We start from the raw sequence: 18,908 nt of genomic DNA, 5'->3' as shown, positions 1-18,908 counted from the left end.
ACTTCAGGCTGGAGCGCGCACATCATCGAGCAACGCATCGACAACAAGATCATTCGGCCGAGCGCGAATTACACCGGACCGGATAATCTCGAGTTCGTCCCGCTGGCGAAGCGTTCCTGAGGCATACCGATCGGGGCTTCGCTGCCGCATCCGGCAGCGAGCCTTCCTTCTTGCTTCGAGCCGTGTCGCGACGGCGCACGATACCCCAAGTTGAGCGTACTCTCTCTTCGACTCCCAAGCCTGCGGCGCCTGCAATAGCCCGAATTTTCAAACGAAGGGGTCGCCCCGCAATACCCTTCGAGCGTGGCATCTGAAAGACCATGCAATGACCGAGACACCGCGATGAACACTGCAAACCGCAAACCCCTGCCCGGCTCCTCACTCGATTACTTCGATGCGCGCGCAGCCGTCGAAGCCATCGCGCCGGGCGCCTATGACAAGCTGCCCTACACCTCGCGCGTGCTCGCGGAGAATCTCGTTCGCCGCTGCGATCCGGCGATCCTCGAAGCATCGCTGATGCAGCTCGTCGAAAGGAAGCGGGAACGCGATTTCCCTTGGTTCCCGGCGCGCGTCGTGTGTCACGACATTCTCGGACAGACGGCGCTCGTCGATCTAGCGGGTCTGCGCGACGCCATCGCGGATCAGGGCGGCGATCCCGCCAAAGTGAATCCTGTGGTGCCCGTGCAGCTCATCGTCGATCATTCGCTCGCGGTGGAATGCGGCGGCTTCGATCCGGATGCGTTCGCGAAGAACCGCGCGATCGAGGACCGGCGCAACGAAGATCGGTTCGACTTCATCAACTGGACCAAGAAAGCATTCAAGAATGTCGAGGTGATTCCGCCGGGCAACGGGATCATGCATCAGATCAATCTGGAGCGCATGTCGCCTGTGATTCATGCGATCGACGGCATCGCGTATCCGGATACGCTCGTCGGCACCGATAGCCACACGCCGCACGTCGATGCGCTCGGCGTGATCGCGATCGGCGTGGGCGGCCTCGAAGCCGAGAACGTAATGCTGGGGCGCGCGTCGTGGATGCGCTTGCCGGATATCGTCGGCGTCGAGCTGACCGGCAAGCGTCAGCCGGGCATCACGGCCACCGACATCGTGCTCGCGCTCACCGAATTCCTGCGCAAGGAGAAGGTAGTCGGCGCGTACCTGGAGTTCTACGGCGAAGGCGCATCGAGCCTGACGCTCGGCGACCGCGCGACGATCTCGAACATGGCGCCCGAATATGGCGCGACCGCCGCGATGTTCTATATCGACGAGCAGACGATCGAGTATCTGCGTCTCACCGGCCGCGACGACAAGCAAGTGAGCCTCGTCGAGCACTATGCAAAAACAGCCGGGCTGTGGGCCGATTCGCTCGCGCATGCGGAATATGAACGCGTGTTGCGCTTCGATCTCTCGACGGTCGTGCGCAACATGGCGGGGCCGTCCAATCCGCACAAGCGCCTGCCCGTTTCGGAACTGGCGTCGCGCGGCATCGCAGGCAAATGGGACGACACGCCCGGGCAGATGCCCGATGGCGCGGTGATCATCGCTGCGATCACGAGTTGCACCAACACCAGCAATCCGCGCAACGTGATCGCGGCGGCGCTGCTCGCGCGCAATGCGAATGCGCAGGGCCTCACGCGCAAGCCGTGGGTGAAATCGTCGCTGGCGCCGGGCTCGAAAGCGGTCGAACTGTATTTGCAGGAAGCCGGCCTGCTGCCGGATCTGGAGCGGCTCGGGTTCGGCATCGTCGCGTTCGCATGCACGACATGCAATGGCATGTCCGGCGCGCTCGATCCCGCGATTCAGCAGGAAATCATCGATCGCGATCTGTACGCGACCGCCGTGCTCTCCGGCAATCGCAACTTCGATGGCCGCATTCATCCATATGCGAAGCAGGCGTTTCTCGCGTCGCCGCCGCTCGTCGTCGCCTATGCGATTGCGGGCACGATCCGGTTCGACATCGAACGCGATGCGCTCGGGATCGGCACGAACGGCCAGCCCGTGTATCTGAAAGACATCTGGCCGAGCGACGAGGAGATCGACGCCATCGTCAAACAGAGCGTGAAGCCGGAGCAGTTCCGTCGCGTCTACGAGCCGATGTTCGCGCTGACCCCGGCGAGCGGCGAAGCCATCAGCCCGCTCTACGACTGGCGCGCGCAAAGCACCTACATTCGCCGCCCGCCGTACTGGGAAGGCGCGCTCGCTGGCGAACGGACCCTCGAAGGCATGCGCCCGCTCGCCGTGCTCGGCGACAACATCACGACCGACCATCTCTCGCCGTCCAACGCGATCCTCGCGAACAGTGCGGCTGGGGAATACCTCACGAAAATGGGCTTGCCCGAGGAAGACTTCAATTCGTACGCGACGCATCGCGGCGATCATCTGACGGCGCAGCGCGCGACCTTCGCGAATCCGACGCTCATCAATGAAATGGCGACAGTCGATGGTCAGGTGAAGAAGGGCTCGCTTGCCCGCATCGAACCGGAAGGCAAGGTCACGCGCATGTGGGAAGCGATCGAAACCTACATGGAGCGCAAGCAGCCGCTCATCATCATCGCCGGCGCGGATTACGGGCAAGGCTCGTCGCGCGACTGGGCGGCGAAAGGCGTGCGGCTCGCGGGCGTCGAAGCGATCGTCGCGGAAGGTTTCGAGCGCATTCATCGCACGAACCTGATCGGCATGGGCGTGCTGCCGCTCGAATTCAAGCCGGGCGCGAATCGCCAGACGTTCGGCATCGACGGGACCGAGACCTATGACGTGATCGGCGAGCGCAGGCCGCGCGCGGATCTCACGCTCGTGATCCATCGCAAGAGCGGCGAGCGTGTCGAAGTGCCGGTGACGTGCCGCCTCGACACCGCCGAAGAAGTCTCGATCTACGAAGCGGGTGGCGTGCTGCAACGCTTCGCTCAGGACTTCCTGGAGTCGTCGAAGGCAGCGGCCTGACACCGGACGCCGTCTCTCTAACAAAGGAATAACATGGCACCCGCACCCCAGATCAAGATCCCCGCAACCTACATGCGCGGCGGCACCAGCAAGGGCGTTTTCTTTCGCCTGAACGATTTGCCCGAAGCGGCGCGCGTGCCCGGTCCCGCACGCGATGCGCTTTTCCTGCGCGTCATCGGCAGCCCGGACCCGTATGGCAAGCAGATCGACGGCATGGGCGGCGCGACGTCGAGCACGAGCAAGACGGTCATCGTCTCGAAGAGCGCGCGGCCCGATCATGATGTCGATTATCTCTTCGGCCAGGTCGCCATCGACAAGCCCTTCGTCGACTGGAGCGGCAACTGCGGCAATCTTTCGGCGGCGGTCGGACCGTTCGCGATTTCGAGCGGCCTCGTCGATCCGGAGCGCGTGCCGGACAACGGCATTGCGGTCGTGCGCATCTGGCAGGCGAATATCGGCAAGACGATCATCGCGCATGTGCCGATGACGCGCGGCGCGGTGCAGGAAACAGGCGACTTCGAACTGGATGGCGTGACGTTCCCGGCCGCCGAAGTGCAGCTCGAGTTTCTCGATCCGGCTGCGGAGGAAGAAGGCGCGGAAGGCGCGATGTTTCCGACGGGCAATCTCGTCGACGAACTTCACGTCCCAGGCGTCGGCACGTTCAGGGCGACGATGATCAACGCGGGCATTCCGACGATCTTCGTGAACGCGAACGCAATCGGCTACACGGGCACCGAGCTTCAGGACGCGATCAACGGCGACGATGCGGCGCTGAAGCGCTTCGAAACCATTCGCGCATACGGCGCGTTGCGCATGGGGCTGATCAGGAACCTCGATGAAATCGCCACGCGTCAGCACACGCCGAAGATCGCGTTCGTCGCGCCGCCGGCGGAATACGTCGCATCGAGCGGCAAGCGCATCGGCACGGACGATGTCGATGTGCTCGTGCGCGCAATGTCGATGGGCAAGCTGCATCACGCGATGATGGGCACGGCTGCGGTTGCCATCGGCACCGCGGCGGCCATTCCAGGCACGCTCGTCAACCTCGCGGCGGGCGGCGGCGAGCGTCAGTCGGTGCGCTTCGGCCATCCGTCGGGCACGTTGCGCGTCGGCGCGGAAGCGGTCGAATCGAACGGTGAGTGGCAGGTGAAAAAAGCCATCATGAGCCGTAGCGCGCGCGTGCTGATGGAAGGTCGCGTGTGCGTTCCCAACGTGTTGCCGGATTGAGCAGGGTGGATGTTGCGCTCAGGGCCGTGTCCGGCCCTGGCCGCCCTGCTACATCGGGCGCTAGCGCAGAGCGCTCGGGCCGCTGAAGCTGCATGCACGCAATCCGTGCATGCCTCTTTGCTTGCGCCTGATAATCGCACGTCCGTCTTCGACGGAGTCCCATTGAGATCAAGCCGAGTCGCGTAGAATTAAAAACGCCGATTCCGGTCTTCGTCTCCGTGCGACAGGACATCCCATGCTGCAGCCATTTGCGTCATCAGATCCGTTCACGATTGGCGTCGAACTCGAAGTTCAGGTCGTCAACACGCATGACTACAATCTGACGAAGGCGACGACGGAGTTGTTGAATCGCGTCAAGGAAGAGAGTTTTGCGGGAGCGATCAACCCGGAAACGACAGAAGGCATGATCGAGTTGTCGACCGGCGTATGCAAGGACTTCGATCAAGTCAGAAGCGAATTGCAGGTACTTCGCGATACGCTGGTCCGGGCAGCCGACTTTCTGAATGTCGGGGTATGCGGCGGAGGCACGAATTTCTTCCAGAACTGGTACGACCAACGCTCCGACGGGCGCGAGCGCTCGGAGTACCTCATGGGACTGTACGGGGCGCTGTACCAGCAATTCACCATCTTCGGCCAGCACGTGCATGTGGGCTGCTCCGATCCTGACACCGCGCTCGTTCTATTGCATTCGCTTTCGCGTTACGTTCCGCACTTCATTGCCCTGGCGGCTTCTTCTCCCTTCGTACAGGGAAGCGACACGCAGTTCCAGTGCGCGCGACTCAATTCGGTCGCCCCATTTCCTTTATCGGGGCGAGCGCCTTTCATGACGAGCTGGTCCGAATTCGAACAATACTTCGACCGCATGACGAACACGGGCCTCGTCAAAAGTCTGAAAGACTTTTACTGGGACATTCGTCCAAGTCCGGGTTACGGCACGATCGAAATACGGGTTATGGACACACCGCTACGTGTGGAATGGGCCGCAGCGATTGCCGCTTATATTCAGGCGCTCGCACGGTATCTTCTTGTCGAGAAGCCCGTGCGGCTCAGTGAGCGGGATTATGAAGTGTACCGAACCAATCGCTTCATGGCGTGCCGGTTCGGGCTGGATGGGACATGTGTGAATCCGCAGACAGGCCAAAGCGCGACGATCCGGTCCGACATCCTCGCCACGCTGGACGCGATCGCCAGCCATGCGCAAGCGCTGGGCGCCGCCGAAGGCCTCGATATCATCCGGCGTAGTGTGGTTTCCGGTTTGAGCGATGCCATGTGGCTACGCCGAATCTACGGCGCGCACGATTCATTGCATGAAGTTGTCCGTCAGCAGTGCCGCGTATGGCGTGGCGCGCAGATGCCCGAATAGACTTCTTGCGCACTGCGTGCCACGTTGCGTCTTACATCAGGCTTCCCCACTCGTAGTCCACCCTGTCGGGATGCAGCGCAAACATGCCCCCGCCCGGCGTGAACGTCAGTTCCCCGAAGTAGATTTTGTCGTGATCGTAAAGATCGACGCGCACGAATTCGAAATCGCTGGCCAGCGCGCGGGCAACGGACAGCAGCGCGTCCAGGTTCGGCGGGCGCGGAGCCGGCGCGGTGCTGCGCGAGTACTTGCCCATCCCGATGTCGAGCAGGTTCCAGTTCTCGTCGTAGATGTCGCCGCGCGGACGTTCTCCGAATCGGTCCGCGATAACGAGGATGAAAATTTTGGGGTCGCCCGGGTGCTTGTTGAAGACATGAAACTTCAGATCGGGCGGAACCTTGCCATCTTGTCCGACAAGAAGTTCCTCGAAGAAAATGCGCCGTTCGATCGTGCGGTAGTGTCGCTCTCGCGCGATCGCATAGAAATCGGTCGATAACCAGCGTTGCGCCATTGCATCGAGTTCTTCAAACGACGTTTCCTTCTTGTCGTTGACGAGATGAACGAATCCGCTGCCGTGATTCGCCTTCATCACGAAGGACGTCGGAAGAGCATCGAAAACGCTCCTGGTGAACACCGATGGCTCTGCGACGAGCGGCACGAGATACTCGCTGCCGATCTTCCCGGCCACGTACTCGCGCACTTTCAGCTTGTCGCTGAGGTCGCCGAAACGCGGATCGGGTTCGAGACAGCGTCGCAGGATCTTTTCATTGAACGTCGTCGGATTGCGCATCTTCGGAAAGCGCCCGATTCTGCGACGATGATAAAGAGTCAGGTACAAGTTATCGGGCAACAATTCCTTGACGCTGTGTATCAGCGACTTCGAGAGAGTCATTCGCTCGCCTCCAAAATTCTTTTAACGTCAGACGAAATCGCTTCCGCCATATTTTTGGCTCGCATTTAGCGTACCGCGTTTATCGAGGATTCGTTGTCTGAAGGACGGCACTTCGATCACAACATGAATTTTCCGCTGAAGCGTCGCCCCGACGTATGTACGCGAGCGCACACACTCGCAAACCACGCGATTGAAACTCGTATCCAACGGTTGTTTCTCTTGCGACGACGACGCATCGACGTTACATTTCCCCTGCCGGCGAAACAGTTGGCCAGACCGGTTTCTCCCTTTCGATGAGTCGCTGAGCTCCAAGGCGTGCGCCCGACCGAAACACATTCGGTCGTTCAACCGGGCGTCCCAGCGACAGACGTCAACACTTGCGTCATCGCATCGAGACTGTCGCTCCGGGGCAAGCGTCTGCTTGCCCCGAAGCGATTCGCGATGCTTCGGATGCCGGATGCACGTCGCGCAAACGCGCGCAGTGCAGCCCGCAGCACCTTCAGAAATCCTTCCAAGGGGCGGAGTCGACACATGCTCAAAGAGAAACGTAGACACACTCGCTGGATCACCGGCACAGTCTCGGCCGCGGCACTCGCACTGCTCGCCGCTTGCGGTGGCGGCGGCGGTGACAACAGTTCGAGCAACGGCTCGACGTCGCCCACGAACTCGGGCGATACCGGCGCAAGCACCCCTGCCGTGCCGACGAACACCACGCCGACGCTAGCCGCGGCGACCGCGGTTGTCGATGGCACGACGCTCGGCACCGCGCAATGGAGCGACGGCTCGACATCCACAGGCGGCACGGGTCAGGCGGTCAATAACCTCACCTGCACGGTGGCGGGTAACAAGTACAGCTACGCGCATCTGTCGATTTATCAGAACGGCAAACAGCTTGCTTTGCCGGCGAACATCGGAAGCGTCGCGCCGACGATGGCCCTGCAGCGCGGCTGCGTCTATCCGGTTCACACGGTCGATGCGTCGGGCAAGATCCGCATGGACGTGACATCGACCGGTTCGTACACGCTGGGTCAGTTCTTCGCTGTCTGGGGTCAGCCGCTCAGCACCACCAACGTAGCAGGCCTCACCGGCAATGTGACCGCCTGGGTCAATACGGGCGGCACGCTCACGAAATACACCGGCGATCTCGCTAGCCTCGCGCTGCCGCAGCATGGCGAAGTGACGCTCGTCGTCGGGACGCCGCCAGCGCAGATTGCGACATACACCTGGACCGACCCGCCGCCCTTCACGTCGACGGTCACCACGCTTTCCTTCGGCGGCGTCGTGGGCAGTCCGTTCTGGGCGGACGGCATGACCTCGACAGGCGGCACGGGTGCGCCGGTAGATGGTGTGATTTGCGCGGCGGGCATGGCCGAAACCTTCCACGTGCACGCGCACGTCGCCATCTTCAAGGACGGGCAGTGGCTCGCGTTCCCGAAGAATGTAGGCATCTTGCCGCAGTGCAACTACGAGATGCATACGCACGACAATACCGGCATCATTCATATCGAAACGCCGAACGTGAAAACGTTCACCCTGGGCGAGGTTTTCGATATCTGGGGACAGCCGCTTTCCAGCACGAACGTCGCGGGTATCACGGGCAACATCGTCGTCTATATCAACGATAACGGCGATGTCCGGCGGTACATGGGCGACCCGCGCAAGATCGTGCTGACGTCGCTACGGGATATCACGTTCCAGATCGGTACGCCGTTGCCGACGCTGCCGACGTACTCCTGGTACGAACCGCAATAAACCATGCGGACGAACGCCGCGGTGCGAGCCGCGGCGTTCGGTGCTGGCTCTGCGCGTCCTGGCTTAATGCCATGGATCGGCATATTGCCTGAACAAGAACATATTGCTGACGCCTACCGATCGGCCCGGCGTCTTCGGCAAAATCTGCATCCCGACATAACCTCGTCCAGCAAGCCACGAGTCATGAGGCATGAGCTCGTGGCTTTTGCACGTGGCTCAATTGCCGCCTCTCGGAACACTGTGCATGAGTGGCATCGCAGTTTCTCCGCGTCCTGTCTGTGCGGCACTGCATTGAACGCTAGTGCGCAAGCTGTTATGTTTCCTGCATCGCAGTCGTCGCGCGCGGCTTCAAATTGTCCGCGTTTTACTCGCCGCAGACGAAACGCGCTTGCGCGAGTCTCTGTCATGGCAGAGACGGGCACGCTGCCCGCAATGCCTCAAGCGCAACGTCGAACCAGCTCGACGTCGAGTATGATGATTTAACGTTATGCCTGAATTCATGGGGTTTTCTGTCGAGTCCTCGACTGTTCAACCCTCCAAGCACTTCGCTCCGCCGTGTTTCTGAACAGGCCTTTCAAGGAGACCTCGACGTCGTGAAGATACTGATCGCGAACACCCTCTACTTTCCGGATGAACCCGGAGGAGCAGAGATATCGACGCGACTGCTCGCCGAAGGTCTGGTCAGGGCGGGCATCGAAGTGTGCGTCGTCTGCGCGACGGGAACGGGCGCGGACCGCGTCGACGATGTGAACGGCGTGAAGGTGTATCGACTACGCTCGGTCAATCTGTATTGGCCGCACGTGCGAGAAAAGCACGGACGCGTCGCCAAGCTCATCTGGCACGCCATCGACGTGTACAACGTCATCATGTCGCGCAAGTTGTCGAGCATCATCGCGCGTGAAAAGCCGGATGTGATCAGCACCAGCAATCTGTCTTGTCTGTCCGTCGATATCTGGCGGCTCGCCCGCAATGCCGGCGTGCCGATCGTGCACACGGCGCGCGACTACTATCTGATGTGTCCGACGGCGATCATGTTCTCGCATGCGAAGCCGTGCGAGCGGCAATGCGGCGTCTGTTCGGTATATGCCCAGCCCAAGCGGGTCGCGTCGGCGCGTGTCGCAGCCGCCGTGGGCGTCAGCCGCTTCGTGCTGCAAAAACACCTGGAAAGCGGCTATTTTTCGCGCGCGACGCGCACTGCAGTCATCTACAACGCCTGCGAGTCCAACGAAGATTCGACCTCGGCGCAACGCACGCGCCGTTATCAGGGTGGTCCGGTCAGGCTCGGCTTGCTCGGGCGAGTGTCGCGAGAGAAAGGACTGGAAGTCCTGCTCGAGCAACTGCTCGCGGACAATACGCTGCAATGGACGCTAGCGGTCGGCGGCCACGCCGATGCGGATTACCTCGAGTCGATCAAGGCGAAGTATGACGATCCGCGCGTCGAGTATCTTGGCCGCGTGAACCCCGACGAATTTTTCGACGGCATCGATATTCTCGTGGTGCCGTCGATCTGGAACGAACCGTTCGGGCGCGTGACGGTCGAAGCGTACTCGCACGGCGTGCCTGTCGTGGGTGCGAACACCGGCGGCATTCCTGAAGTCATCGAGCCGCGCACGAATCTCGCGTTCGACATGGCACGGCCGTCGTCGATCATCGGCAAGTTGCATGAGGCAGTGGCGCTGCTTGAAGACCCGGGCGTGCATGACCGTATGCGCGAATACGCCAGACGCTTCAACGTCGATGCGATGGTCGATGCTTATCGAGCGTTGTACGAAAGCGTGCTCGCCGAGCAGGCGATCCCACGCGTCGTATGCCCGTAATGCTCGCGTATTTTTGTCGATGGCATGCCGAACATCGATTCATAACAAATCTGGAATGTAAGCAGAAGCACGCAAATTGAAAAATTGCGATGCCACCATCTTTGATGGGGTAAACTGGCCCGCACAGCTTGCAGGAAGTTTGATCAGCTCGACCAATCGCACTGGATATTGCTCATTGCCGATTCGAATCGAGGTGACGCGGCGCCAACTGTTACCCGTCAGGCCATACGCTGGAATACCGGAGCCGCGACACATGAAGGGACACACGACCCGTCGAGTCATCGGGAAGCGCTCATCATCAGGCTGTCGCGCGCGCGAAGACCTTCAGACCGCCAGGACGCCGGCTCGCATTGATCCGCATCTTCTTCATACGCCGTGAAAGTACTGATCGCTAACACGTTATATTTTCCAGACGAGGTCGGCGGCGCCGAAGTTGCGACGCGACTCCTTGCCGAGGGACTGGTCAAGGCGGGCATCGAGGTATGCGTCGTCTGCGCCACCGGAGTAGGCGACGACCGCAGTGAAGAAGTCAACGGCGCGAAGGTCTATCGTCTGAGATCGAGCAATCTGTATTGGCCGCATGCTCCCGGGGAGCATTCCCGTGTCGCCAAACTGATATGGCACGCCATCGACGTGCGTAACACGGCCATGTCACGAAAACTCGCCGACATCATCAGGCGCGAGAGACCGGACATCGTCAATACAGCCAACCTTTCGTGTCTTTCCGTCGATGCATGGCGCGTTGCGAGCAACGCGGGCGTGCCGATCGTGCACACCATCCACGACTATTACCTGCTATGCCCCACGGCTACCATGCTGAGCGGCGGAAAGCCTTGCCCGAGTCAGTGCGGTGTGTGCTCGCTCTACGCAAAGCCGAAGCAGCTTGCGTCCGCCCAGGTCAACGCGGCGGTCGGCGTAAGCGGCTTCGTATTGCAAAAACACGTTGAGAGCGGCTTTTTCCCGCGTGCGGCGAAGACCACCGTCATCAACAATTGCTATACGCCGGTCGGAGATTCCATAGGGCGACAGGATTCGAGACGACAGGTCGCGAACGCGCCAGTGAGACTCGGCATGCTTGGACGCGTGCTGCCCGAGAAAGGTCTCGAGCTCCTGCTGGAACAACTCCTCGCGGACAAGACGCTCAATTGGACACTCGCCGTCGGCGGGACCGGCGATGCGGACTATGTCGAGTCCATCAAGACGAAATACGCGGACCCACGCGTGAGTTTCCTTGGACGGGTAAATCCCCCCGACTTCCTGAGCAGCATCGACATTCTCGTGGTGCCCTCGGTCTGGAATGAACCGTTCGGGCTGGTGGTTCTCGAAGCGTACTCGCACGGCGTGCCCGTCGTGGGATCGAGCATGGGTGGTATTCCCGAAATCATCGAACCGCACTCGAATCTGCTGTTCGACGTCGCCCGCCCCGAGACGATCATCGTCAAGATTCACGAGGCAGCGGCATTGCTCGACGAACCATCGGCGCATGATCGGCTGCGCCAGCACGCCAGGAAGTTCAGTCACGATGCGATGATCAACGCCTACGTCGAACTGTACGAAGGGATGATTTGCGTCGAAGAGCGAAAGCCGTCGATGGCGACCGGACGCGAAGCGAATTGATCGCCGACGCTCTGGTTTCGAATCGACGAGCGTGGGATAGAAGTTAGCGAATCGGCCTTGCGAGGTCATCATGCGCAACTCCATGAACGCGGCTGTGAAGTGTTTGCTTGCGATGCTGCTGGCCGCGTTGGTCGTGATGCTCGTGAATGCGCGCGTTCCGGATGACGTGCGCAGTGCGGTTCCCGCGCCAGAACCGAAAGACATCCGGGCCGCCAGAGTAAGCCAAACGACGGTGGCCGCAGGCGAAGTCATCACGCTGGTGGTCCACTCGGCCCCGGACTGCAAATATTGCGCGCGCTGGAAGGGGCCTCTCGCGGGAGAAGGGCATTTCAAGTCCTGGGCCCGCACGCATCCTGGCACGCAGCTTTTCATCGTCGAGCGCGCATCGATTGCCAGCAATGAAACACCGGCGGACTATCCTCAGGACCTTCACTGGCTATCGGAGCAAAGTCAGAAGGAGCAGCGCCTGCGTCCGGGCACGCCGATGTTCGAAGTGTTCGTCGCACGGAAGCTGGTGCTTCGGACCTATGGTCTGGATTCGTGGGACGACGATGTTTTTCCGGCCATCAAGGATCTCGACGCCCGTCGTTCGCATTCCGTTGCGAGTCATTGATCTTCGCGCGGTCCGGGCGAATGCGCGGCAAGCAATTGCAGGTGCCGTGCTTCGGTCTCGCCATCGGCGGGAAACATGCACTCCAGACGCAGTTCCTGCGTCGCGACGTTCTGCGGCGCGCCCACAGTCGTGACCAACGAGAAATAGCGCAGCACGGCGCCTTCACAGACGAAGCCGATCGGAACGACGGGCATCGTGGGCGAGGCGGATTGCCCATGATGGGTCCTCCAGTCACGTGGCACGCCGGGATAGGCAAGCAGTTCGTCGAGCAGGCGCCTCGTGCCGTCATCGACCATGTGACCGACCGATTCTCGATACACCCGTTGCAGCAAGCTGCGCGCGACGGTTTCCCAGTCGGCCACGAATGGACGCATTCCCTGTGGATCGAAAATCAGATGCAGCATGTTGCGCGGGCCTTCACGCGAAGCCATGTCGATAAAACAGTCGAAGAAACGCGGCGCCGCGCCGTTGGTCATGAGCACGTTCCAGTGGCGATCCATCACGATTGCCGGAAACGGTTCGTGCTGGCGAACGACCCGTTCGAGCGCGCGCACGACGCCCTGCATCTCCTGCGCGTTCCACGGCGCCTCCGAATACAGGGGCGCGTAGCCCGCTGCGAGCAGCAAGGCATTGCGCTCCCGCAGCGGCACATCCAGCGTCTGTGCGAGCGTCAACAAAGTGTCGCGGCCCGGCACGCTGCGCCCGCTTTCGATGAAACTGATCTGGCGTTGCGAGACGCCTGCCTCCAGCGACAGACCGAGCTGGCTCATGCCGCGCACATCACGCCAGTAGCGCAGCAGTTCACCGAGCTCGCCCGGCGGCGCATTCGGATCGGGACGCATGGCGTTCATCGGGTGTTCCGAAATCGGGTTGGATGGATAAAGAATACTCAGGCCACCGGCGCATGCCAGACGAACGCTTCGAACTGCGCTTCGAGCGGCGGCCTCGTCACGCTGCTCGTGTAGTTCGTGATGGTCGATGCGGCAACCACCGCAATGACCTCGAGTATCTGCTCGATATCGAATCCCGCATCGAGAAAGCGTCTCTCGTCCGATTCGGCGAGGCGGCCGCGCTTGTCGATCAATGCACGCGCCAACGCCGACAGCGCGGCCAGCGCGGCGTCTCTCGGCAGAGCGCCTTGCCGGATGGCGTCGACGTCTTCGGAATGCACGCCTTCTTTCAACGCGAGCGCCGTGTGGAACGCGACCGGCCATTCGCTTGCATTCGTGACCGCGTTCGTCAACAGGACGGTCTGAATCTGCGGCTCGGTCAGACTGCTCGCATGCACGCGCTCGAAGAGGCCGATGAAAGCGTTGATCAGCACCGGCGATGCGGCCATCGTGCCCGCGACATTCGGAATCAGGCCGAACGCCTGCTGCAATTGCCCAAGCACGGGCCGCGATTGCGCAGGCGCGGATTCGATCGTGTGAACGGGATAGCTGAGCATGGTATCTCCAGGGCGTTGAGCGCGCCGAAATGGACGCGCGATAGCCGTAGAGTAGAAGCGCTCATGCGTTACGCCAATTACATGCGATGTAATCGGCTTGCCGTTGCTTCGCGATGTTGGCTACGACGCCTTCATGCCTTGTCGTAGATCGAACTGCCCAGCGTCAACGTCGTAGTGCTCGACGATCCGAAGCGGATTTCATAGAGATCGCGGCCGAAATTGCCCGGCACCTTGACCGACATGCCGCCGCGGTCGTCCGCAAGCGGCACGAAGAGTTGATAGCGAAGGTCTTCGTTGCCGTACAGGACATAGCCCGGCAGTTCGGGCAACGTGGTGAGATAGGCCGGCGGATTGCCCAGGATGACGATCGGAACGGCCGTCGGCGAATCGTTCGTCAAGGTCCATTGCGTGCCGGCTCGCTGTTGCCATGCGTTGTCTAGCGGCGCCAGCGGGGCGAGCTGCTGCCCGATCGGCAGCGTGAGATAAGCGTAGCCCGCGCCCGGCACGACGCGCTTCATCACATAGCGGTAGCTGAACGCGTTGCCGCCGCCATCGGTTCCGGAGACGACCGTGAATCGATACGACGCGGTATCGGTGTTGCTCCACCACCATCCGTCGCTGCGGTACTGGTAAGCGCCGACCTGCTTCCACGCACGTTTGGCGCCATCCCATTGATTCAGCTGCAGACTGCCGTCCGGGTTGGCGATCACCTGAAGCGGCGAGTCGGAGTTGCCGTAGATGCCCGCGGCATTCGCGATGCCCGGCGCCGACGCGGCCGGCGGCGCCGTCGTGCTGATTTTCGCCGGCAGCGAAGCGATCGTGCCATCCTCTTTCAACGCGGACAGAACGAGCATTTCCGCCAGCTTGCGCGCGTCGTAGCCGGAATTGCCGGTGACCATCAGCGCAAGTTGCGCCTGCGGCACGACGAAGAACTCGCTCGAATAAAAAGCCGTCCCGCCGTCTTTCTCCCACCCGAGGACGCCCGCGGCCTGAAGCGCCGGCTGCTGCACCGAATCCCAGCCGAGACCCCAGCGCCATTCGGGCGAAGGGTTGATCAACAGTCCCGTGGACTGGTCCGTGCCCATCTGCGCGATGCCCGCCGCGGACACCACGCGTTGCCCCTGAAATACGCCGCCGCCGAGGATCATCTGCGCGAGATTCATCATGTCGCCGGGCGTCGAGCTTAGTCCGCCGGTCGCGTATGCATTGACGAATTCCTGATACTGCGTGCCGTTCGCGAACGGATAGGAAAACGAACCGTCGCTTAGCACGGTCGTGAGATAGCTGGAGTTCGTCATCTTCAGCGGTGCGAGGATGTTCGCTTCCACGAAGTTCGCAAAGCTCTGCCCGGTCATCGCGAGAACGATCTGCTCGACCATCGTGAAGCCGTCGTTGCAGTACACGGCGAGTTCGCCAGGCAGATGCTTCAGATGCGTATTCGCCAGTTCGGCTTGCGTGTCGGCTGCGTAACCGGGAACCGGCGCAAAGGTGAAGAGGTTGCGCGAATTGGTGCCGGGCAATCCTGATGAGTGCGACAGCAGATGACGCGTGGTGATCTTCGCGTACTCGGGGGAGAGCATCGTGAAAGTCGGCAGATATCGGACGATCGGCGTATCGAGCGTGATCAGGCCGCGGTCCTGAAGAATCGCGGCCGCGAGGGCTGCAAAGAGCTTGCTGACCGAGCCGATGTTGAAGCGCGTCTGGATCGTCGCCTTGGTCTGGCTCGGCACCGACGATACGCCGAACGCCTGTTGCCAGAACACGTTGCCGCCCTTGAGCATGGCCACGGAAATTGCCGCCACGGGCTGTGCGGGGTCTGCAATTGCCTGCTGGATGGCCTGTTGCCCCATCGCCACCGTTTGGGGATACGGCTGCGAGTCGGAGTGATCGCTGCCGCAACCTGGAAGGATCGTCGCGAGCATGCCGGCGCCGGCCGCGCCGAGAAATTGCCGTCGGCCCGCGCTGAGCGCAGTGGGACTGGAAAGTGAAGCGTCGCTGTTACGGTTGGATCGGGGCACGACAGCTCTCCTTGTTGTTATTCGCGGGGCGTACTTGTGCAGCTCGGTCCTTTTGCGCTGGATTATAGGCATGAAAATCGAGCGATAACGCATCGCTCGATTGAAAGTCGATCCTTTCCGTTTCGCGGGCAAGACTAATTTGCCGATGGCCCGGCATCGCCCTCGCCTACCGCCGCCCGGACAGGTTCCACCGCGAATAAATATGCGTTTCGCTGTGGGCCGGCCGTCGTTCAGCGTCTATCCTGATTGTGTGACCACGCGACCAGGCAGGAGACGGCATGCAAGGCGATCCGAAAGTGATTGACTACCTCAACGCCGAACTGAAGAACGAACTGACGGCCGTGCATCAGTATCTTCTTCACGGCCGCCTCTACAAGCACTGGGGTTTCGAAGAGCTCGGCGCGCACGAATACAACGAGTCGATGGATGAGCTGACGCATGCGGACAAGTTGATCGAACGCATCCTCATGCTCGACGGAATGCCAAACTTGAACGATCTTCATCCGCTGGCGATCGGCAAGGAAACGCTCGAAGCACTCCAGAACGATCTCAAGCTCGAACAGGCGGCTCAGGTTCAGTGCAAGGAGGCCATCGTCTACTGCGAATCGGTGCGGGACATCGTCTCGAGAGACATTCTGGTCGAGCTTCTCGACGCCACCGAGGATCACATCGACTGGCTGGAGATTCAGATCGGGCTCGTCGACAAGATCGGCATCGAAAACTATCAGCAATCCGCCGTTCACAAGATCGTGTGACGAAGTGACGGGGCCGCTTCTCGCAGGCTCACGGGCCTGCGTTTTCCCTGCTGAGGCGACGAACGGCCTGCGGTGGTTGCCCGGTCGTTCGCAGGAACGCCCGCCTCATTCGCTCTCGATCCGAGAAGCCGACTTCGTCCGCTATCACGTCCAACGACAGACGCCCTTTCTCCAGCAACAGTCTCGCGGCTTCCACACGCAGATGTTCGACTGCTTTCGCGGGCGATTGCCCCGTCTCCGCGCTGAACGCGCGGCTGAACTGGCGCGGGCTCAGACTCGCAACGTCGGCTAGTTCCTCGACGGTCAAAGGATTGCGCAGATTGGCGTTCGCGTAGTCGATGGCTTTCTGGATCCGGTCGGATTTCGGCTCCAGGTCCAGCAGCGTCGAAAACTGCGACTGCCCGCCGGCGCGCCGATGATAGACGACGAGCTTGCGCGCGACGGCACGCGAAACATCCTGGCCGTGATCCCTTTCGATCATCGCGAGCGCCATGTCGATCGTGGCCGTCATGCCTGCCGAAGTCCAGATCGGCCCGTCGACGATGAAAATCTGGTCGTCTTCGACGGCGATCTTGGGAAAGCGACGCTGCAGATCATTGGCGAAACGCCAGTGGGTCGTCGCACGGCGGCCGTCGAGAACGCCTGCGTGCGCCAGGATGAACGCGCCAGTGCATGGGGCCGCGATGCGTCTCGACGTGCTCAGCGAGCGCCTCACGAATTCCGTCAACGTGGCCGACACCGTATCGGTTTCGACTCCGGAGCTGAACATCACGGTGTCGAACGTGGCATCGCCGAACGCTTGCGTTTCTACACGAATGCCCGCCGAAGAGGGAACGAGCCCTCCCTGTTCCGATAGAACGGACACGCCATAGGCAGGCTCGCCCAGCACCGCGTTCGCCAGTTCGAAGGCGGTCACTGCCGCGAATCCCAGCAGGTAGAAATTCGGAAACACCACAAAGGCGATCGTGTGCATGGCGTGCCCTGCTCATCATGTCCTAAATCCATTGTGTATATGACATTTGAGCCACAGTCAACGAGGCTTAAGCTCTTTTCAAGCGTCGTTGACGCAGGCAAAGGCCCGACGGGCGACCGAATCTCACCGTGCTTCAGAAGAACTTTTGTATGGATCGTCGATTACTGATATTGGCAACGGGCATGTTCGCGATGGGCACCGACAACTTTGTCGTCGCCGGTATTCTTCCGGACGTCGCTGCCTCACTGCATACGTCCGTCGGCCTCGCTGGGCTGATGGTGACCTTCTACGCGTTGACCTATGCGGTGGCGGCGCCTGTCATGGCCGCCCTGACGGGCAACTGGCCGCGCAAGCTGCTGCTGATTTCGGCGCTGGGCATTTTCGTCGTCGGGAACGCCGTCAGTGCATTGGCCGCAGACTTGCAGTGGGTTCTCCTTGCCCGCGCTCTTGCCGGTTTTGGCGCCGCGCTGTTCTCACCGACGGCGTTGGGCGTGGCCTCGGCGATTGCAGCGCCCGAAAGACGAGGCCGTGCGCTGGCGACGGTTACGGCCGGTCTGACGGCAGCGACCGCGCTCGGCTCGCCGATGGGCACTTTCATCGGCGAATTCGGCGGCTGGAGGATGACGCTGTGGTTCGTCACCGCGCTCGGGACTGTTGCGATGATCGGCGTATGGATGATGCTGCCGTCGGTTCCGCGGCCGCAATCAGTCGGATTGCGTGAGCGGCTTGCGCCTGTTCGCGATGTGCGTATCGCGTTCACCTTGCTCACGTCGCTATTCGCCTTCGGCGGATTTCTGATGGTCTACACGTACGCGGGCGTCGTGCTGGCGCGCGTAACGCACGGCGATGAAAGCATTCTCGCGGGCATGTTTTTGTTGTGGGGTGTGGCGGCGACAGCCGGTAACGTGCTATCCGGCCGGCTCGTGGACCAGTTCGAGAGCCGCACGCTGATCAATTCGATGTTGTGGCTCGCCGTCATCAATTTCTGCGCTTTGCCGTGGACATCTGCGCACGCATACGGTGCTGCGATAGCGCTCGTCGTATGGGGGATATGTGGATGGGGGCTTCTCGTTCCGCAACAGCATCGTCTCGTGCAGATCTCGCCGCATGTCGCGCCTCTGGTGCTCGCACTGAATAACACGGCCACCTATATCGGACTCGCGTGCTCGGGTTTGCTGGGGGGCGCGTTGATCCCGAGACTCGGCGGACAGTATCTGAGCCTGATCGCCGCAGTGCTAATCGCAATTGCTTTTGTTTTCGCGGAGGCCGCGCATCATTGCATGCGGCGACCGCCGACCGTGCATCGCAAGCTATCCAGCATGCTGCCCGACACCGTGGAATGAGCAGACCAACTTGCCGCAAGGTCTGGATTAGCCCCCCGTTTGAACGGCATGTCCAAACGCAAAAACCCCACCTTTGCGGGGTGGGGTTTTTGTTTATCGCATGAGGAGCCTGACGATTACCTACTTTCACACGGGTATCCGCACTATCATCGGC

At 61.2% G+C, this 18,908-nt stretch carries 14 protein-coding genes and 1 pseudogene; 10 read left to right on the top strand and 5 right to left on the bottom strand.

All coding sequences use genetic code 11. From position 1 onward, the window contains the following. The 4 genes and pseudogenes from NCT32_RS34460 to NCT32_RS34445 form a co-directional block, all read left to right on the top strand. Positions 1 to 120: pseudogene (locus tag NCT32_RS34460) on the top strand (2-methylcitrate synthase); the annotation flags it as partial. Positions 121 to 342: 222 nt separating this feature from the next. Further along, positions 343 to 2,940: a Fe/S-dependent 2-methylisocitrate dehydratase AcnD gene (gene acnD / locus NCT32_RS34455; RefSeq protein ID WP_061121880.1), complete on the top strand. Its 2,598-nt coding sequence runs from the start codon at positions 343 to 345 to the stop codon at positions 2,938 to 2,940. 33 nt (positions 2,941 to 2,973) lie between these two features. Next, positions 2,974 to 4,167, top strand: coding sequence for a 2-methylaconitate cis-trans isomerase PrpF (prpF, locus tag NCT32_RS34450; protein ID WP_061121879.1), 1,194 nt, complete (start codon positions 2,974 to 2,976; stop codon positions 4,165 to 4,167). Positions 4,168 to 4,402: 235 nt separating this feature from the next. Further along, positions 4,403 to 5,530, top strand: coding sequence for a YbdK family carboxylate-amine ligase (locus tag NCT32_RS34445; protein WP_061121878.1), 1,128 nt, complete (start codon positions 4,403 to 4,405; stop codon positions 5,528 to 5,530). A gap of 31 nt (positions 5,531 to 5,561) precedes the next feature. On the opposite strand, the gene NCT32_RS34440 is transcribed toward NCT32_RS34445, so the two are convergent. After that, positions 5,562 to 6,419 carry an ATP-grasp fold amidoligase family protein gene (locus tag NCT32_RS34440; RefSeq protein ID WP_061121877.1) on the bottom strand — a complete coding sequence of 286 codons (858 nt, stop codon included), beginning with the start codon at positions 6,417 to 6,419 and terminating at the stop codon, positions 5,562 to 5,564. Between the two features lie 531 nt (positions 6,420 to 6,950). Here NCT32_RS34440 and NCT32_RS34435 point away from each other — a divergent pair. From NCT32_RS34435 to NCT32_RS34420, 4 genes are all read left to right on the top strand, one after another. Continuing rightward, on the top strand, positions 6,951 to 8,171 hold the full coding sequence (locus tag NCT32_RS34435; RefSeq protein WP_250478437.1) for a hypothetical protein: 1,221 nt from the start codon (positions 6,951 to 6,953) through the stop codon (positions 8,169 to 8,171). A 593-nt stretch (positions 8,172 to 8,764) separates the two neighbouring features. Continuing rightward, positions 8,765 to 9,988, top strand: coding sequence for a glycosyltransferase family 4 protein (locus NCT32_RS34430; protein WP_086961675.1), 1,224 nt, complete (start codon positions 8,765 to 8,767; stop codon positions 9,986 to 9,988). Between the two features lie 375 nt (positions 9,989 to 10,363). Further along, a complete protein-coding gene (locus tag NCT32_RS34425; RefSeq protein WP_061121876.1) occupies positions 10,364 to 11,605 on the top strand; it encodes a glycosyltransferase family 4 protein in 1,242 nt (413 codons plus the stop codon). Between the two features lie 112 nt (positions 11,606 to 11,717). Beyond that, positions 11,718 to 12,218: a hypothetical protein gene (locus NCT32_RS34420; protein WP_250491349.1), complete on the top strand. Its 501-nt coding sequence runs from the start codon at positions 11,718 to 11,720 to the stop codon at positions 12,216 to 12,218. Here NCT32_RS34420 and NCT32_RS34415 read toward each other — a convergent pair. From NCT32_RS34415 to NCT32_RS34405, 3 genes are all read right to left on the bottom strand, one after another. Continuing rightward, entirely contained in the window at positions 12,212 to 13,069 is an 858-nt protein-coding gene (locus tag NCT32_RS34415) for a helix-turn-helix domain-containing protein (protein ID WP_061121874.1), read from the bottom strand. The genes NCT32_RS34420 and NCT32_RS34415 overlap by 7 nt on opposite strands. Positions 13,070 to 13,107: 38 nt before the next feature. Then, positions 13,108 to 13,665, bottom strand: a complete 558-nt coding sequence (locus tag NCT32_RS34410) for a carboxymuconolactone decarboxylase family protein (protein WP_061121873.1) — start codon at positions 13,663 to 13,665, stop codon at positions 13,108 to 13,110. A gap of 131 nt (positions 13,666 to 13,796) precedes the next feature. Next, a complete protein-coding gene (locus NCT32_RS34405; protein ID WP_250491350.1) occupies positions 13,797 to 15,587 on the bottom strand; it encodes a serine hydrolase in 1,791 nt (596 codons plus the stop codon). Between the two features lie 374 nt (positions 15,588 to 15,961). Here NCT32_RS34405 and bfr point away from each other — a divergent pair, with 374 nt between their 5' ends. Further along, complete coding sequence (gene bfr / locus NCT32_RS34400; protein ID WP_061121871.1) at positions 15,962 to 16,438, top strand: bacterioferritin; 477 nt, start codon at positions 15,962 to 15,964, stop codon at positions 16,436 to 16,438. A gap of 28 nt (positions 16,439 to 16,466) precedes the next feature. Here the strand turns inward: bfr and NCT32_RS34395 are convergent, their stop codons facing one another. After that, the gene (locus NCT32_RS34395) at positions 16,467 to 17,411 is read right to left on the bottom strand and encodes a GlxA family transcriptional regulator (protein ID WP_061121870.1); all 945 of its coding nucleotides are present in this window, start codon (positions 17,409 to 17,411) and stop codon (positions 16,467 to 16,469) included. Positions 17,412 to 17,560: 149 nt separating this feature from the next. Between NCT32_RS34395 and NCT32_RS34390 the strand changes: the two genes are divergently transcribed. Further along, positions 17,561 to 18,754: an MFS transporter gene (locus tag NCT32_RS34390; protein ID WP_061121869.1), complete on the top strand. Its 1,194-nt coding sequence runs from the start codon at positions 17,561 to 17,563 to the stop codon at positions 18,752 to 18,754. The last annotated feature ends 154 nt before the right edge of the window (positions 18,755 to 18,908 follow it).

The organism is Caballeronia sp. INML2, from assembly GCF_023631365.1.
Classification (GTDB): domain Bacteria; phylum Pseudomonadota; class Gammaproteobacteria; order Burkholderiales; family Burkholderiaceae; genus Caballeronia; species Caballeronia turbans.
Note: the sequence above shows the minus strand (reverse complement) of the source record. Positions and strands in the feature narration are given on the sequence as shown.

What these genes read in the sequence shown, in the direction of transcription:
- NCT32_RS34420 (WP_250491349.1), top strand. Translation starts at nt 11,718, where the DNA reads ATGCTGCTGGCCGCGTTGGTCGTGATGCTCGTGAATGCGCGCGTTCCG.
- NCT32_RS34445 (WP_061121878.1), top strand. Translation starts at nt 4,403, where the DNA reads ATGCTGCAGCCATTTGCGTCATCAGATCCGTTCACGATTGGCGTCGAA.
- NCT32_RS34390 (WP_061121869.1), top strand. Translation starts at nt 17,561, where the DNA reads ATGGATCGTCGATTACTGATATTGGCAACGGGCATGTTCGCGATGGGC.
- NCT32_RS34405 (WP_250491350.1), bottom strand. Translation starts at nt 15,587, where the DNA reads ATGCTCGCGACGATCCTTCCAGGTTGCGGCAGCGATCACTCCGACTCG.
- NCT32_RS34415 (WP_061121874.1), bottom strand. Translation starts at nt 13,069, where the DNA reads ATGAACGCCATGCGTCCCGATCCGAATGCGCCGCCGGGCGAGCTCGGT.
- acnD (WP_061121880.1), top strand. Translation starts at nt 343, where the DNA reads ATGAACACTGCAAACCGCAAACCCCTGCCCGGCTCCTCACTCGATTAC.
- bfr (WP_061121871.1), top strand. Translation starts at nt 15,962, where the DNA reads ATGCAAGGCGATCCGAAAGTGATTGACTACCTCAACGCCGAACTGAAG.
- NCT32_RS34395 (WP_061121870.1), bottom strand. Translation starts at nt 17,411, where the DNA reads ATGCACACGATCGCCTTTGTGGTGTTTCCGAATTTCTACCTGCTGGGA.
- NCT32_RS34440 (WP_061121877.1), bottom strand. Translation starts at nt 6,419, where the DNA reads ATGACTCTCTCGAAGTCGCTGATACACAGCGTCAAGGAATTGTTGCCC.
- prpF (WP_061121879.1), top strand. Translation starts at nt 2,974, where the DNA reads ATGGCACCCGCACCCCAGATCAAGATCCCCGCAACCTACATGCGCGGC.
- NCT32_RS34410 (WP_061121873.1), bottom strand. Translation starts at nt 13,665, where the DNA reads ATGCTCAGCTATCCCGTTCACACGATCGAATCCGCGCCTGCGCAATCG.
- NCT32_RS34435 (WP_250478437.1), top strand. Translation starts at nt 6,951, where the DNA reads ATGCTCAAAGAGAAACGTAGACACACTCGCTGGATCACCGGCACAGTC.